Annotated in this window: 19 protein-coding genes, 1 tRNA gene and 1 pseudogene; 3 read left to right on the top strand and 18 right to left on the bottom strand. The window is 48.6% G+C overall.

Features of this window, described 5'->3' with window-relative positions:
* Positions 1-332 precede the first annotated feature (332 nt).
* Both SynBIOSU31_RS04105 and SynBIOSU31_RS04100 read right to left on the bottom strand, forming a co-directional pair.
* A complete protein-coding gene (locus tag SynBIOSU31_RS04105; RefSeq protein WP_186492224.1) occupies positions 333-596 on the bottom strand; it encodes a Nif11-like leader peptide family natural product precursor in 264 nt (87 codons plus the stop codon).
* 125 nt (positions 597-721) lie between these two features.
* Positions 722-1,159, bottom strand: a complete 438-nt coding sequence (locus SynBIOSU31_RS04100; RefSeq protein ID WP_186492223.1) for a PDZ domain-containing protein — start codon at positions 1,157-1,159, stop codon at positions 722-724.
* 299 nt (positions 1,160-1,458) lie between these two features.
* On the opposite strand from SynBIOSU31_RS04100, the gene SynBIOSU31_RS04095 reads away from it, so the two are divergent.
* On the top strand, positions 1,459-2,859 hold the full coding sequence (locus SynBIOSU31_RS04095) for a hypothetical protein (RefSeq protein WP_186492222.1): 1,401 nt from the start codon (positions 1,459-1,461) through the stop codon (positions 2,857-2,859).
* Between the two features lie 279 nt (positions 2,860-3,138).
* Here SynBIOSU31_RS04095 and SynBIOSU31_RS04090 read toward each other — a convergent pair whose 3' ends face one another.
* Together SynBIOSU31_RS04090 and SynBIOSU31_RS04085 are read right to left on the bottom strand one after the other, a co-directional pair.
* On the bottom strand, positions 3,139-3,381 hold the full coding sequence (locus SynBIOSU31_RS04090) for a hypothetical protein (RefSeq protein ID WP_186492221.1): 243 nt from the start codon (positions 3,379-3,381) through the stop codon (positions 3,139-3,141).
* A 602-nt stretch (positions 3,382-3,983) separates the two neighbouring features.
* On the bottom strand, positions 3,984-4,184 hold the full coding sequence (locus tag SynBIOSU31_RS04085; RefSeq protein ID WP_370593706.1) for a DUF1651 domain-containing protein: 201 nt from the start codon (positions 4,182-4,184) through the stop codon (positions 3,984-3,986).
* Between SynBIOSU31_RS04085 and SynBIOSU31_RS14715 the strand changes: the two genes are divergently transcribed.
* The gene (locus tag SynBIOSU31_RS14715; protein ID WP_255477475.1) at positions 4,150-4,296 is read left to right on the top strand and encodes a hypothetical protein; all 147 of its coding nucleotides are present in this window, start codon (positions 4,150-4,152) and stop codon (positions 4,294-4,296) included. The two genes, SynBIOSU31_RS04085 and SynBIOSU31_RS14715, sit on opposite strands and share 35 nt — an antisense overlap.
* 137 nt (positions 4,297-4,433) lie before the next feature.
* Here the strand turns inward: SynBIOSU31_RS14715 and SynBIOSU31_RS04080 are convergent, their stop codons facing one another.
* The 11 genes from SynBIOSU31_RS04080 to SynBIOSU31_RS04030 all read right to left on the bottom strand — a co-directional run bounded on the left by SynBIOSU31_RS04080 (position 4,434) and on the right by SynBIOSU31_RS04030 (position 9,624).
* Positions 4,434-5,669 carry a VapE domain-containing protein gene (locus SynBIOSU31_RS04080; RefSeq protein WP_186492220.1) on the bottom strand — a complete coding sequence of 412 codons (1,236 nt, stop codon included), beginning with the start codon at positions 5,667-5,669 and terminating at the stop codon, positions 4,434-4,436.
* Between the two features lie 3 nt (positions 5,670-5,672).
* On the bottom strand, positions 5,673-5,900 hold the full coding sequence (locus SynBIOSU31_RS04075; protein WP_186492219.1) for a hypothetical protein: 228 nt from the start codon (positions 5,898-5,900) through the stop codon (positions 5,673-5,675).
* A 9-nt stretch (positions 5,901-5,909) separates the two neighbouring features.
* On the bottom strand, positions 5,910-6,260 hold the full coding sequence (locus SynBIOSU31_RS04070) for a hypothetical protein (protein WP_186492218.1): 351 nt from the start codon (positions 6,258-6,260) through the stop codon (positions 5,910-5,912).
* Positions 6,261-6,507: 247 nt separating this feature from the next.
* Positions 6,508-6,580: transfer RNA gene (locus tag SynBIOSU31_RS04065), tRNA-Ala, on the bottom strand.
* 77 nt (positions 6,581-6,657) lie between these two features.
* Positions 6,658-7,281, bottom strand: a complete 624-nt coding sequence (gene lexA / locus SynBIOSU31_RS04060) for a transcriptional repressor LexA (RefSeq protein WP_186492217.1) — start codon at positions 7,279-7,281, stop codon at positions 6,658-6,660.
* A gap of 53 nt (positions 7,282-7,334) precedes the next feature.
* Positions 7,335-7,760: a hypothetical protein gene (locus SynBIOSU31_RS04055; protein WP_186492216.1), complete on the bottom strand. Its 426-nt coding sequence runs from the start codon at positions 7,758-7,760 to the stop codon at positions 7,335-7,337.
* Positions 7,761-7,765: 5 nt separating this feature from the next.
* A complete protein-coding gene (locus SynBIOSU31_RS04050) occupies positions 7,766-8,023 on the bottom strand; it encodes a hypothetical protein (protein WP_186492215.1) in 258 nt (85 codons plus the stop codon).
* The gene (locus tag SynBIOSU31_RS04045; RefSeq protein WP_186492214.1) at positions 8,020-8,166 is read right to left on the bottom strand and encodes a hypothetical protein; all 147 of its coding nucleotides are present in this window, start codon (positions 8,164-8,166) and stop codon (positions 8,020-8,022) included. Before SynBIOSU31_RS04045 ends, SynBIOSU31_RS04050 begins: the two co-directional genes overlap by 4 nt.
* Before the next feature lie 25 nt (positions 8,167-8,191).
* A complete protein-coding gene (locus SynBIOSU31_RS04040) occupies positions 8,192-8,929 on the bottom strand; it encodes an alpha/beta hydrolase (protein WP_186492213.1) in 738 nt (245 codons plus the stop codon).
* Between the two features lie 343 nt (positions 8,930-9,272).
* Positions 9,273-9,428: a hypothetical protein gene (locus tag SynBIOSU31_RS04035; protein WP_186493197.1), complete on the bottom strand. Its 156-nt coding sequence runs from the start codon at positions 9,426-9,428 to the stop codon at positions 9,273-9,275.
* The gene (locus SynBIOSU31_RS04030; RefSeq protein ID WP_186492212.1) at positions 9,394-9,624 is read right to left on the bottom strand and encodes a DUF1651 domain-containing protein; all 231 of its coding nucleotides are present in this window, start codon (positions 9,622-9,624) and stop codon (positions 9,394-9,396) included. The genes SynBIOSU31_RS04035 and SynBIOSU31_RS04030 overlap by 35 nt, the downstream gene beginning before the upstream one ends.
* A gap of 817 nt (positions 9,625-10,441) precedes the next feature.
* Here SynBIOSU31_RS04030 and SynBIOSU31_RS04025 point away from each other — a divergent pair.
* Positions 10,442-10,639, top strand: a complete 198-nt coding sequence (locus tag SynBIOSU31_RS04025) for a hypothetical protein (protein ID WP_255477347.1) — start codon at positions 10,442-10,444, stop codon at positions 10,637-10,639.
* A gap of 224 nt (positions 10,640-10,863) precedes the next feature.
* Here the strand turns inward: SynBIOSU31_RS04025 and SynBIOSU31_RS04020 are convergent, their stop codons facing one another.
* The 3 genes and pseudogenes from SynBIOSU31_RS04020 to SynBIOSU31_RS04010 all read right to left on the bottom strand — a co-directional run bounded on the left by SynBIOSU31_RS04020 (position 10,864) and on the right by SynBIOSU31_RS04010 (position 13,395).
* Positions 10,864-11,721, bottom strand: a complete 858-nt coding sequence (locus tag SynBIOSU31_RS04020; protein WP_186492211.1) for a hypothetical protein — start codon at positions 11,719-11,721, stop codon at positions 10,864-10,866.
* Positions 11,722-11,969: 248 nt separating this feature from the next.
* Positions 11,970-12,269 (bottom strand): annotated as a pseudogene (locus SynBIOSU31_RS04015) (ornithine carbamoyltransferase); the annotation flags it as partial.
* Between the two features lie 268 nt (positions 12,270-12,537).
* Positions 12,538-13,395: a hypothetical protein gene (locus SynBIOSU31_RS04010; protein WP_186492211.1), complete on the bottom strand. Its 858-nt coding sequence runs from the start codon at positions 13,393-13,395 to the stop codon at positions 12,538-12,540.
* Between the last annotated feature and the right edge of the window lie 158 nt (positions 13,396-13,553).

The following is a 13,553-nucleotide window of genomic DNA, read 5'->3' as shown; positions in this document are numbered from 1 at the left end:
AGTGAGTTGAGTGAGTGATGTGTGGGGGTGTTGCCCCCTCGACTCCTTCAAGATCACAGCCCTTCTGGTGAACCCCACTACACAGCTCTGGTGAAGTCCCCGCGAAGTTCTGGTGAGCTTCTGGTGAATTGCTCAGAACTTTTTCATGACTCAATTAAGTAACGCATCCGCCCGCCTGATCTCTGCTCAACTGCGCTCAATCGTGGCAGGTATTGAAGGCTGATTTGTGGGCTGTTTGGGGTGATTGAAGAAATAAAAGGCCCCTGTCAATGAAGAGGCTTTGAGTGTGTAAGTTTTGAAGCCGAAGGGGAAAAATTATGGACACCAGATTTTTACCAGCAACAACCTGCCCCACAGTTTGAGCCAAAGCCACCAGTTTTGGTATTCTTCTGTGTCCCCACAACACCACAGCCTCCAGCCACGGCTTCCAGTTCCTCTTCACTGAGCTGGCTGATCTTGTCAGCAGTGAATTCGAAGCCGTGTTCTTTAGCGATGCCCACGACGTCTTCAGGTGACTTAGCTGCTTTGAGCTTTTCCTGAAGGCTGCTGTCTGCTTTTACCTTTTCGAGGAAAGCCTTGAGTTGCTCTTCTGACATGGGTATCGGGTCTGTTCAGCAGTCATAGCAACGGTCTGCTGGAGTGTCTTTGGCTAATACCTACTGCAGTCAATCGTGCCAGATATTGAAAGATAGCTCTTGGTCTTAGGGGTTGCAATTAGCGTTTAGGGCGCTATGCGCTTTAGCTGAATTGGACCGTATTTCCCTTTGACTTGGATGTTGACATTGGTGCCAATTCTTCCTGATATTAATCGAGTTACCTCATCTAGAGATATGTCCTCAATTTTAATTCCATCTACAAAAGTAATCCTATCACCTTTTTTCAGCCTTCCATCCAAATCCGCAGGGAAACCTTTATAGATCCTCGCGACATAGCAATCATTCGATTTGGTGTTGCTTGTGATTTCTTCGCCTCTTTTGATTTGCTCTGGGTATCGACACATGAGAGTAATGCCGATTATTCCCGGTTTCAAGGTCCTCCCTTCCACTGCTTCCTTTGTAACTAACGGGCCTGAGTCCAAGGGGGCACTCTCTGCTGCCCTCGAAAATGGAACAGATAAACCAAGAAACACTAAAGATAAGAGCAAGTGTTTCATCGACATCACAGAGGTTTCGCCATTATGGCTACCTAGGTCGATGATGGGTAAGTTCAGGCAAGGCAATACAGATCGCGCTAGCTACATAGAGACGACACGAAAAACCCCGCACTTGGCGGGGCGTGATTGGTGTGAGGTTGTTTTGTCGGGAGATCGATAGTGGGTGCTAACTTAAATAAATCAGATTCCATTATTAGCCTCGACTCGTCCAAGAAAATGTTCCAGGCCAGTCGCCTTAAAGGATTACTAAGATTAGGAACGTCTCTGATTGTGTGATTATTCTAATTACAGTGAAAATAAAATGAATGTCATTTCTGTCCGACCTGGAGGGAATTGTAAAAAAGATAGAAGCTCCATTCGAGCAACCTATCAGTGGAATCGATCATTTTTTTGATTCAATAGGGTCCGAAATTCTAAATGCTGAAAACGAAATATTAGACCTCATAAAAAAGGACTTCACAAAAGCTGCTGCACCTTTGATCCAAGGTCTATCAGCTTTAATCCCAGTATCTGAAGCTGAAACTATAACTTCGGATCCTTTTAACCGCTGGGTTCAATACCCAATGAATGCCAATGATACTGCTCTTCCTGGACTAAAGTCGCCAGGCAAATCTATTATTATTGATGCATTAGCTGATGCAAGTTCAACAGCACCGCGATTGACATTTACTCCTACGTTTTCTATAAAAAACCAGGACGTATATTTGCACGACAATTATTACAGACCTCCAGAGTTAATGTATAACGGACTTCCGCCAACTTTCGAGAATAACTCTTTAGCTGGTGGCTTTACGTTTTCCATGGGATGTTCGGCAGACATTACATTAGAGTTAGGAATGAATCTTGAAATAGATATTAGCGAAGCCGGCACATTCCCACTCCCCTCGTTTGGCTTGAGTGCAGGGAAAGCAAATGAAGGAAAAAAGAAATTGGGACAGTTCCAAGACTCTGATGGAGTTATTTCGCTTTCTGGTGGTGTTGGCTTTGGTGGCTCTATTACCAGCAAATCAGAAGATTCTATAAGAATTGAATTAGGTGTTACGCTGCTTTGTTCGCCGAAATTTAATTTTGAAGCAACTATCAATGATTTTTTTAAACTTGACGCAGATGATATCAAAAACGTCTATGGGGAAATAGCGCAAGGTGGTCTTTTGTCTCAACAGTTCTGGAAAGATTCACCTTTAACCCCGAAATATGAGACGTCTCTTGATGCTCATATTAGTGTTGGCTTCATTCCAACTTTCAAAGCATTTGTAAACAATGAACCTGTTGATCTAGCTTCACCATCAAAAATTAAAGACGCTTTGACCGGACTTGAGATTGACTTGAATATCAATCCTGGATTCACTGGTTCAATAGGAGTGATTCTCAAGGAAGAAAATACAGGGGTTACGCCTGCCGCCGTAAATGTTCCAATTACTTTAGGTAATGATATAAAAATAGGCTTTGATGCCGACGGAATGCTACAAATCACTGATGCTATATCATTGGATGCGGGCTTGAATCTTCAAGCGCTTGGAGTATCAATCCTTGACACCCTTTCTCTACCTGGTTTTATTTGGGATATAGGAAGTATCACTGAGCCCTTGGGAACAGTTAATTTGCTTGATCCTGGGAAGAGCGAAGGATTCAATCATTTATCAACACCACAATTCGTTCCTTCTGGTGAATTGACTTTTGAAGGAATTCAGCTAACCGCAAGCTAATTCTTGAGATGATATATAAATTCGATCATCTTCAAGTCTTAGATTTTCTTGGATAATTTATTGATCATGTGATCTGAAGGTCGAAATCAATTTCTCTTGTTTATTCACCATCGCTGAACTGAGCACAATTCACATCACCCGATCATGTGGACTTCCAGCCGCTTCGCTTCCCCCATTTGGGTAGACCACATAAATGAAATAAAAAACCCCGCACATGGCGGGGTTCGATGGTGTACCAATAGCTCTGTGAATTACCAAATCAACGATTAATGCGGTTCTCTACGGAACGTTATTGATTTGTTTAATCCTGGCTGGAAGGACTATGGATTGACCTGCCTCTTCAGCGGTCATAAAGGGGGGATCTGCAATGAGGGAGGCAACTGCGTGAATCACTGGGATAGCGAGTGCAAGATGAACACCCAGGAAAGGACCTAAACCCCCATTAATTTCTTGAAGTTCATCGAAGCTCAGCTCTTGATCGAGCAGTTCAGTGTTGTTGTAGTCAGTGTTGAGTTCAGACATTGTTTGAAGTGAGTTGAGTGAGTGATGTGTGGAGGTGTTGCCCCCTCGACTCCTTCAAGATCACAGCCCTTCTGGTGAACCCCACTACACAGCTCTGGTGTAGACCCCGCGAAGTTCTGGTGAGCTTCTGGTGAATTGCTCAGAGTTCATTGTCTGGCTGGGCTAGTTCAGGCCGATGCCGGTGACACCAAGGCTCCAGGGCAATAAAAACCCTGCGTTAGCAGGGGTAACGTTCACTTGTGCTGAATCACTTCAGCACAGAGGACCTTTTCTTGCGTAGTGGTCTTGCACCTGTTTCCAAAATCTCTCCCCAACGTTTTTCAGGCCCTTGCCGATCTCTCTACCAATCTCTTCCATCACTGGGCTTGTGCGGATGAGGCCACCGTTAGTAGCAGCGAGTTCTTGCATCGAAAGCTCTTGATCGGTGCTCTCAGAGATGAATGAAGTGTTCATTGGATTGTTCCTTGTTTGGTGTGTGAAAGAGAGGAATTTGTTTCTCTCATGTACACACCATCGCGGCTGATTGTTTGAGGACCTGGTCAGCCTCTGGTCAGCAGTTGGAAGAGTTCTGGTGAGCTTCTGGTGAATGGCTCAGACCTTTTTCACCACCTAGGCGGGCAACGCTTCCACCCGCCTGACTTCTGCATCGTTTCCCAGGCTTCGATGGAGTTATGACGAAGCATTCTGCGAACCACGGGCTGACCACCATCCCGTAGCGGTCTGGTCTCAACGACGACCCATTGAGCATGTGCAGTGGGCGAGTCATTCGTGAAGCTGCAAACCTTCCCTTGCTGGGCGTTCACAAGCCAGCCGACACCGTTTTTCGGTGCATGTATCGCCGTCGTAGCAGGAAGCAATGAAGACAGAGGCAAGGGCAGCAATCAACATCAGATTTTTGTTTTCATCACGCCGTAGTCATCGCATAACGCCAAGCCGCCAAGCCAAATTCAGCACACAAACACATCAAATAATCAAGGTCGCCACTACTCACCAAGAAAAAGCTCAGCACAATTGTCTAAATAACTGTGCTGAGTGCTGATCAGCTCAAATCCTTACGTTGACTCAGTTGAAACGACACAGGTTGCCTTAACAGCATCTGTGTTGTCTGTGCCAGGCCAGCGCCATTTTCGAGTCCGATCTGTAACTGAATCCTTTGTGGGATTGCGATCCTGGGCAAAGCCCAACTCTCTTAGGCATTTAGCCATCTGCCGCATCTCGCTTTGGCCGATTGGACGCCCTTCGCAGACACCTGACTCAGTAATCGCGTACCGAGTGTCAAAACCACAAGAACGAGCCTTTAACTTCCCGAGGCATCTCTCCTCCACCGCTGAGAGGTAGACGTTCTCGCTGCGGAAGGCTTCATTTCGTCGATCACTAAGAGCCTGCTGAGCAACCTGCAAGCAAGGCCGATCCCTCGCTCTGTATTGGGCAATGGCGGCTTTCCAGATAAGGTCCCGATCAAGGCTCAACCTTTGTGTATCAATGACATGGCGACCAAGATCAATGACCCAAAAGCGACGGTCGCCTGTGTGATCCCTAAGAAACTCATCGCCATTGACTGAGGCGACCATTATTGAACGCCTCTTCAGGCGCTCATAAGACCTCCCGTAAGGCACACGACAGAGGTCTGTCCTAGTGGTGATGTGGTTTTTGAGAGCCCCTGTGGATCTCTTACCGGTGATGTTTTCCAACTCTGCAAGCTCCGTGATTAAGACACGGTGCAGTGCCACTGTCATGTCTTTCGGCTGATCATGCGTAGAGGAAGAAAACCAATCAGGGTCAGGTACAAGCGCCTGGAAGCTTGAGCTTTTACGGATCCCTTGATCCCCCTTCAGCGTCAGAACAAAGTCGAACTGACACCCTGGTTCAAACACCCTCCAGACAGCTCCTCGCAAAGCCGCAGCCCACATCGCGTCATACAGCGGGTCCGAAGTCCCGAAGTAATCCGCCGAAAAAGTCGTGAGGTCGACAGGTCGAATTGATTCGTCCTGTTCGAGGCTCTCGAAATACCTCTGCACAGGGTGATAACAATCTTCCCGTGCAACCTTCAGAACCGTGTCAGCAGCTGTTTTGGGATTGGCCTCATAACCAACCTCAGACAGACCGATGTACGCCTCGTCAATGTCCGCAATCGGCAGAGGTCTGCCATCTAGCTCAACCTCCTGAGTCAGCTCATTGAAGGCGAGCCGATAAGAGGCATTTCGCCATAGCGCACATAATTCGGCTGGTTTCAGCAGCCGCTTTTTCGCTTCAACGCACAGCTTTAGATCTTTAATGAGATGTCTCATTGCTCAACCGGTCCCTTTGCGAGCGCGAATCTGCATGCCTCGTTGCAGAAATGCCTGATGGCATCGCTCAACGCACCAGGTGATCGGTGAATTCAGCGTGGGGCCGGGAACGTAATGCGTCCCAACTTCCAAGAATCCATCGCAAACCTCACGTCTGCGCTTGAGGGTGTCTGTCGAGATAGCAAGAGCTTCCGACGCTGGTTTGGTGGCCAGCCACAGTTCAGATTTCATGCCCCGACCTCAGTTAGCGGGGATGTACTCAGTGCCGTACAGCTTGCTGCTGTAGGGCTCTTCACCAGCTTCTATGCGCTTGACGTAGTCATCACGCTTTTCCAAAAGCTGCTCGCGGGTCAGGCCAATCAGACCGGTCCTACGCATGGCATCGCGCAGCGCAGGCTCACCATCTCCGACTTGCTCAAGCCAATTAGGCGCTGATGGGTCGATGGTCAGATCGTCGAGAAAGTTGTGGAAGTGACGGCGATAGTGATGCGCGATTTCATCGCAACTACCCAGCGTCACCAAATAGCCGGCATCTCGAAGCTGCGGTGATTTATTCGCATACTTGTTCGGTTTGGATTTGGATTTAGGCACGGGAGATCCTCCAGATGTGAGGAACTCCGGGATCCAAGGTGAGGTTTAACTCACGTCCAGGCCGACTAATTAGCCGACCCAGTCCCACCGGTGTTCGTGGGACAAAAAGTACTAGGCCCAGCATTCCTTGGCAAGCTGTGCACCACCAACCAAAGAGAGTCCGATCTGCACGAGCGAATCAGACTCAATGCAGAAATCGGACTTAAAAATCAGACTCACCGTCGTTAGACGCTGGCTGAAATCTCAATGGAGCCAAGCGGATTCGAACCGCTGACCCCCTGCATGCCATGCAGGTGCTCTACCAGCTGAGCTATGGCCCCGAAAACGCAGACAAGAAATTAAACCTGTCTTTGTCGGATGGAAGTTTACAACGGCAACGGCCCATGCAACCTCTCTCTTACATCTGTCGCCATACGGCAGCGAGTTTGCCCTGAACCTGCACCTGATCAACTGGCAACTCAATCGGCTCGTAGGCAGGGTTCGCTGCTTCCAGTCGAACGGTCAGTCCGTCGCAATGAAAATGCTTCAGCGTGGTCCCGCTGCCTGGAACCAGGGCACTAACAATTGTTCCCTGGCGAAGGCGAGCCGCATCAAGGACCGGTTCCATCAGAACAACGTCACCATCTGCGATGTGGGCATCCACCATGGAGTCACCATTCACTGTGAGTGCAAACAAACCACGGGTTTCAAGAACAGGAGCCAAATCCAATCGATCTTGGACGTCATCAAAGGTCTCCACCAAGCCACCAGCCGCAACCGCCCCTAGGACAGGGATTCCAGAAGCAATCCCTCCAAGCAACTGAAGCGTTCGCGCCTGCCCCTCCTGCCAGGTAATCCAGCCTTTCTGCTGAAGATGACGTAAACGACTCTGAACAGGTGCAGGCGAACGCAGACCCATGGCCTGCATCATCTGCCGAATCGACGGACTGTGGCGATGACAACCGATGTAGTCAGCAAGCCAGTCGTAAAGCTCTTGCTGAGCAGTCGTTAGCGGCTCGGGGGATCCAGCAGACACCGGCAATTCATTTGTTCGTCAATACATGTGTACCGGTCATCGACTGAGATGGCAAGGGCTCAGTTGGGTGCTTGCAAAGCGCAGATCCAACGAACCTTGGCCGATGTGTCCTCTCTCCCTACGTAATCAAGCCATTGGCCCTGAGCGCTGCTGCGCTGCAACCTCTGCTGATTACAGAGTGCTCTCATTCGTAATTCACGCACCTTCCAAACCTCCTGGCCCTGACGCCGCATCAACAGTGCAGCATCAAATTCCACGCCAAGTGGCGTCCGCGCAGGATTACTGAGGTACTCCCCAGCTTTCAAGCTTGGTGCGTCCATCGCCTCCATGAACAACCAGGTGCGCTGAGACAAATCGCCCGAAGCCTGCAGTTTCTGACGAGTCTTCGACCAGAACGGAGGCTCCGGAGACGGTGACCAACCCTCCGCATTTGCAGCAGCACTGCCAAACGCCAAGGTGAGCGCGAGGGCGCCGAATCGAACCACGTTGATCACTCTTCTTTTTGCTCCTGCGGGCGCTCGGACCGTTCCCTAATTAGTTTTGCCAAGATCTCCAGCTTGGCATTTTCAGACTCTGATGCTCTCGAAGCCATCCAGGAACTGGCAACTTTCATTTGCGTGACTTGTTGCAGCAAGGAAAGCGCTGTTTGCCTGAGGGTTTCGATGTCGTCGCAATCGCGAATAAGCCGAGCCCAACGCTCTGTTTCAAACGACTGCTCAAGGCCCTGCTGAAGAGGATCAATGCTCACGATCCAGATTCCCAGGTCAGCATGGGATCAGGATCACCACTGCAGATGGCTCGAGCGCGAACATAAAAGGCACTTTCGGTATCGCCGGCGGCCTCAAGAGAGTCGAGAACCTTTTGCCAGTTGTCTCGTTCCTGCTGGTCCATTGATGAAATCAAAAGGAAGTCGACCTTAAAGGTCTTTTAAAAAAATCAGGGTCTGATCAGCAACCATTTTCCACTCAGCATCAGCAGTGATCACGTGACCACTGCCCTTCAACCAGTACACCTCAACACGTTCGGAAGCGGCTCGCTGCAGAAGCAACTCAACACCTCGTCGTGTGATCACCTTGTCCAGCGTGCTAGCCATCACCAACAGGGGTTGCTGAAGATTCCCCAATTGCCTGCGGGTCGAGGCGATTAGATCCAGCACCCGCACACTGCAACGACTAGGCCAGCGTTGGTACTTCCAGAGACGCTCAGGTGTAAGTGGATCCACGAAATCATCAGCAGGTCGCGGCACCGAGGGCAGAAACAGGGATAACACCGGCGCAATCAACGCTCGAGGATCACCGCTGACAATCGGTGGAGAGTAAGCAATTACAGCTTCAACGTCCGGACGCCGCATTCCCGCCTGAATCGCAAGAATCGAGCCCAAGGACAAGCCGGCGACTACAACGCGCTGGCCATGATCCAGAAGACAATCAATCACTCCATCGATCTGCTCCAGCCACTGGCTGGGCAGCACAGGCATGAGGTCTTCAAGGCACGTTCCATGTCCAACCAGCAGAGGTGCTTCCACTCCGTAACCCTGCTGATGCAGCACATCAGCCAACAGAGACAGCTCGGCTGGAGACCCGGTGTAGCCATGCAAAAGCACAACCGTAATGGGGCCACCTGGCATCGAAAACGGTTGAGGAGAAGCAGCCATCACTTCAGGCGCACCAATGCATGATCTGAATTCTGGCGAAACAATGAGGCTCCATCAGAGAGCTTGAGAACACAAGGCCACGGAAACAAGCGGCAATCAAAGGATCACAATTAAGATGATATAAGCCAAGGCTTATTCATGAACCATTCTGGACTCGACTATTTACTGCAGTTCAGCAAGATACAAAAAAATGAAGTGATCGGATCTATTGAAGCAATTGATTTTAAAGTTACAAATGACGGAACTCAGATGGGGCATCTCATAGTTGTCTGCAAGTGCGATAAGCACAAAAAACAATTTGATATCCCAGCAAGTGCACTGAATTGGAAAATCTCAAAATATCTCAAAGGATCATTGATATCGCTTGATTACGCATCCATTCAGCAACAGCATTAAAAGTGACGCCAGCATCAGAACCGCTAAAGACGGAACGGTTCATCTGGCGTGGTTCACTCAAAAAGCTTTTACCAAACAGCTTCGCAATGAGTCCAGCCAACATGCTGAAGCTCTTTGTACAAGGAGATGGCGTCTTCATAACGCATGTTTCTGCGAGACTTCAGCAATGCAGGCTGATCTTCAGACAACTTCCTGCCGTGATCAACAAGAACACGAACATCCTTCTGTTCACTACTCGGGTCTTTTTGAAACCTCACAGCCCACGACTGTTGTGGATCCTTTAGCCAACCGTCCGTCATCAGTTGATTGCTCAGCGGATTTAGTTTCTAACAAGTACTAAGTACTGCCGCATGAGTTTGTAACCGCAAGAATGTTTCTCAATAACCTATGACACAGTCCGAAACAACACCATATCTGGAGGCAATGCACTTGCGAGCCTCGAATACACCAGAACTAGTGCTTGGGTTTCACCTAGCGTGACCGGAACACGCATCCGAGCACCAAGAAAACCTGCCCGATCAGGACCATTCCACGACGCCGTGATTCCCTGTAGGAGCGAGATCACCACTGAAGTCAGCCATCAACCACCTAGGTCTTGCCATTACCACTGAAAAAAGCTTGCTCAACAGTCGTAGATCAGCTCCGATTGCTGCTCGCGCCTTGTTCCATTGCTTTCCTTCATTTGTGACTCGTCATAGTCAACAGCCCTTAACGAACAGGCTGGCGCTCGATAGGGCTGGCGCTTGCCGTCGATGATTTCCGTACCAATTGACTGGGCAGAAGCAGTGCAAATAACAGTCAAGAATGTTCCGCGACATTCGCTTGATAACCACGATCAACGGCTCTGTCAGCTCCTATTTGTGCTTTCCATCACGCGACAACACCAAATGACATGATCTGCTCAAGCAAATCGAATCACGGATTAATTCCAACAACGAAGCCATGATTTTGAAATCCGTTGCTTGATGAGCGATGGCATGCAAAAGCGCACAGACACCTAGACCAATCTGCACAACCATGGGCATGAAGTATCAAATGTTGAAAAAGCCAGTCAACTAACCGGCAGTCGTCAACCGATCGTTACGTTCGTTAATATTTGAGAAAGGAATTTTATTCATGACTTCATCCTCCCAAACCCCAGATCCACAGAAGGTTTTCAGTGAAAAGCTCAATGGTCGTGCGGCCATGATTGGCTTAGTAATCGGTCTTGCCGTTGAAGCCGGCACTGGTAAAGGAATCATCCAACAGGTCTGGAGCTTCAACGAATCAACCAAAGGAATTGATTTTTCAGGTCTGCTCAGCTTCTTCAGCTGATCGATTAAGACACCAGTCCTATTCATGATCAATCAGAGGCTGGGTCAAACCGGCCTCTTTTTGATTGGTCGTTCATCACTTGGGTCAATGCCTTGATCATCGTTTTGAATGCAATGACCACAAAATTCAGCTCAACCTCACCTTGATTAATCTCCGATTACTTTTCAAAGAAAAACCCGGCATAGCCGGGCTGTTCTTTGTGTTTACTGATTTTGGTGATAGTTCTAAGCGAACATTCCTCCAAGATCAGGACTATTGAGGAAGTTTTCCGGATTCAAGGCGGCATACGCATTATCTGCCGTATCGCCGATGATCACCTGGCCGCCGTTGAGATAACCAGTAACGTCCGCCTCGTCTCTCAGTGCAAATTTAGCAATGTATCTCATCCCTGTTGTGCCGTTTGTAAAGCTATCGGCTTTGATATAAGTGCTGAGACCATCTTGCTCAACCGTGAGATCATTAATACTATTAATGCCGGGGATGAAAAGCTTGTCATCGCCATCAAAACCAAGGATCGCATCGGCTTCATCGCGATTTTGAGCCGCTGCTCCATTGTCTGTTCGACAAACAATACGCCCAGTTCCAACCATCAAGATATTGTCCTGACCAAGGTCGCCAACAACAATGTGCTTACTGTTGGCCATTACTGTGATGAAATCATCATCAGCACCACCACGCAGGATACTCATTCTGTCATTGCCTTGCGCCCCAGTAAGAGTGTCTTTTCCAAAGTTTCCGTTTTGCCAATCACCTCCCTTCGCAGAATTGGAAAGATCGATAGTGTCATTCTCACTACCACCAAGAATGAAATCCCGGGTAGTTGATCCTGCCTTGGATTCAAACTTGTCATCACCAAGATTGCCATTCACCTTGTTACTAAACCCGCCAACGTTAATATCACTGAGAGTCACGACATCATTACCACCCATCATTCGGGTGTGATAGTTGGTGGGGCTATTATTTGAGAAGTCGACAGTGTCATCCACGTTGGAATAGTCACGGATTTTTTCCGAAACAGCACCAGCGAAAATACTGCCATTTCCATCGACGACAATTGAAGTGTTTTGTGTTGAGGAAGCCATGATTGAGAAGAGAAAGGTGAACTTGAGGAGTTGTCCCTCGTGAACACACCATCGCTGCAATCAACAATCAACATGATGATCTGACTCACGCTGGGCTGTGATCTTGCTCACAGGGTCTGCCAGAGCGAATTAATCAACCTGCCAAGCCTTGCTCTTGCCGCTACGCAGACCTAACGATCAACTTGCACAATCAAGTCGACACCTTGTCTTCTGCAACGTCAGGCAGTTGGTCTGCAGTTGCAGAACCCTCAGAGACCGCCCAGCAAGGCAGCCAGCAAGGCCTGTTGGGCATGCAGGCGATTCTCTGCTTGATCAAAGATCCGACTAGCAGAACTCTCCATCACCTCTGCACTGATCTCTTCACCGCGATGGGCAGGCAGACAGTGCAACACGATGGCGCGTGAATCAGCTTTCGCCAGCAGCTCCTCATTCACACAGAACCCCTGGAAAGCCTGTGCCCTCTCCTGCTGCTCCTGTTCCTGACCCATTGAGGCCCATACATCCGTATAGAGCGCCTGCACACCGGAAACTGCAGTCTCAAAATCACTGGTAAAGAATTGATTTTTCAGGTCTGCTCAGCTTCTTCAGCTGATCGATTAAGACACCAGTCCTATTCATGATCAATCAGAGGCTGGGTCAAACCGGCCTCTTTTTGATTGGTCGTTCATCACTTGGGTCAATGCCTTGATCATCGTTTTGAATGCAATGACCACAAAATTCAGCTCAACCTCACCTTGATTAATCTCCGATTACTTTTCAAAGAAAAACCCGGCATAGCCGGGCTGTTCTTTGTGTTTACTGATTTTGGTGATAGTTCTAAGCGAACATTCCTCCAAGATCAGGACTATTGAGGAAGTTTTCCGGATTCAAGGCGGCATACGCATTATCTGCCGTATCGCCGATGATCACCTGGCCGCCGTTGAGATAACCAGTAACGTCCGCCTCGTCTCTCAGTGCAAATTTAGCAATGTATCTCATCCCTGTTGTGCCGTTTGTAAAGCTATCGGCTTTGATATAAGTGCTGAGACCATCTTGCTCAACCGTGAGATCATTAATACTATTAATGCCGGGGATGAAAAGCTTGTCATCGCCATCAAAACCAAGGATCGCATCGGCTTCATCGCGATTTTGAGCCGCTGCTCCATTGTCTGTTCGACAAACAATACGCCCAGTTCCAACCATCAAGATATTGTCCTGACCAAGGTCGCCAACAACAATGTGCTTACTGTTGGCCATTACTGTGATGAAATCATCATCAGCACCACCACGCAGGATACTCATTCTGTCATTGCCTTGCGCCCCAGTAAGAGTGTCTTTTCCAAAGTTTCCGTTTTGCCAATCACCTCCCTTCGCAGAATTGGAAAGATCGATAGTGTCATTCTCACTACCACCAAGAATGAAATCCCGGGTAGTTGATCCTGCCTTGGATTCAAACTTGTCATCACCAAGATTGCCATTCACCTTGTTACTAAACCCGCCAACGTTAATATCACTGAGAGTCACGACATCATTACCACCCATCATTCGGGTGTGATAGTTGGTGGGGCTATTATTTGAGAAGTCGACAGTGTCATCCACGTTGGAATAGTCACGGATTTTTTCCGAAACAGCACCAGCGAAAATACTGCCATTTCCATCGACGACAATTGAAGTGTTTTGTGTTGAGGAAGCCATGATTGAGAAGAGAAAGGTGAACTTGAGGAGTTGTCCCTCGTGAACACACCATCGCTGCAATCAACAATCAACATGATGATCTGACTCACGCTGGGCTGTGATCTTGCTCACAGGGTCTGCCAGAGCGAATTAATCAACCTGCCAAGCCTTGCTCTTGC

The sequence above is a fragment of the Synechococcus sp. BIOS-U3-1 genome, from assembly GCF_014279975.1.
Classification (GTDB): domain Bacteria; phylum Cyanobacteriota; class Cyanobacteriia; order PCC-6307; family Cyanobiaceae; genus Synechococcus_C.
This window is presented reverse-complemented; position numbering and strand designations above follow the sequence as displayed.

Excerpts from the sequence above, each read along its gene's own strand:
- SynBIOSU31_RS04025 (WP_255477347.1), top strand. The coding sequence starts at position 10,442 with ATGACTTCATCCTCCCAAACCCCAGATCCACAGAAGGTTTTCAGTGAA.
- SynBIOSU31_RS04090 (WP_186492221.1), bottom strand. The coding sequence starts at position 3,381 with ATGTCTGAACTCAACACTGACTACAACAACACTGAACTGCTCGATCAA.
- SynBIOSU31_RS04095 (WP_186492222.1), top strand. The coding sequence starts at position 1,459 with ATGTCATTTCTGTCCGACCTGGAGGGAATTGTAAAAAAGATAGAAGCT.
- SynBIOSU31_RS04075 (WP_186492219.1), bottom strand. The coding sequence starts at position 5,900 with ATGAAATCTGAACTGTGGCTGGCCACCAAACCAGCGTCGGAAGCTCTT.
- SynBIOSU31_RS04020 (WP_186492211.1), bottom strand. The coding sequence starts at position 11,721 with ATGGCTTCCTCAACACAAAACACTTCAATTGTCGTCGATGGAAATGGC.
- SynBIOSU31_RS04100 (WP_186492223.1), bottom strand. The coding sequence starts at position 1,159 with ATGTCGATGAAACACTTGCTCTTATCTTTAGTGTTTCTTGGTTTATCT.
- SynBIOSU31_RS04030 (WP_186492212.1), bottom strand. The coding sequence starts at position 9,624 with ATGACGGACGGTTGGCTAAAGGATCCACAACAGTCGTGGGCTGTGAGG.
- SynBIOSU31_RS04035 (WP_186493197.1), bottom strand. The coding sequence starts at position 9,428 with ATGTTGGCTGGACTCATTGCGAAGCTGTTTGGTAAAAGCTTTTTGAGT.
- SynBIOSU31_RS04105 (WP_186492224.1), bottom strand. The coding sequence starts at position 596 with ATGTCAGAAGAGCAACTCAAGGCTTTCCTCGAAAAGGTAAAAGCAGAC.
- SynBIOSU31_RS04010 (WP_186492211.1), bottom strand. The coding sequence starts at position 13,395 with ATGGCTTCCTCAACACAAAACACTTCAATTGTCGTCGATGGAAATGGC.
- SynBIOSU31_RS04040 (WP_186492213.1), bottom strand. The coding sequence starts at position 8,929 with ATGGCTGCTTCTCCTCAACCGTTTTCGATGCCAGGTGGCCCCATTACG.
- SynBIOSU31_RS04045 (WP_186492214.1), bottom strand. The coding sequence starts at position 8,166 with ATGGACCAGCAGGAACGAGACAACTGGCAAAAGGTTCTCGACTCTCTT.
- SynBIOSU31_RS04080 (WP_186492220.1), bottom strand. The coding sequence starts at position 5,669 with ATGAGACATCTCATTAAAGATCTAAAGCTGTGCGTTGAAGCGAAAAAG.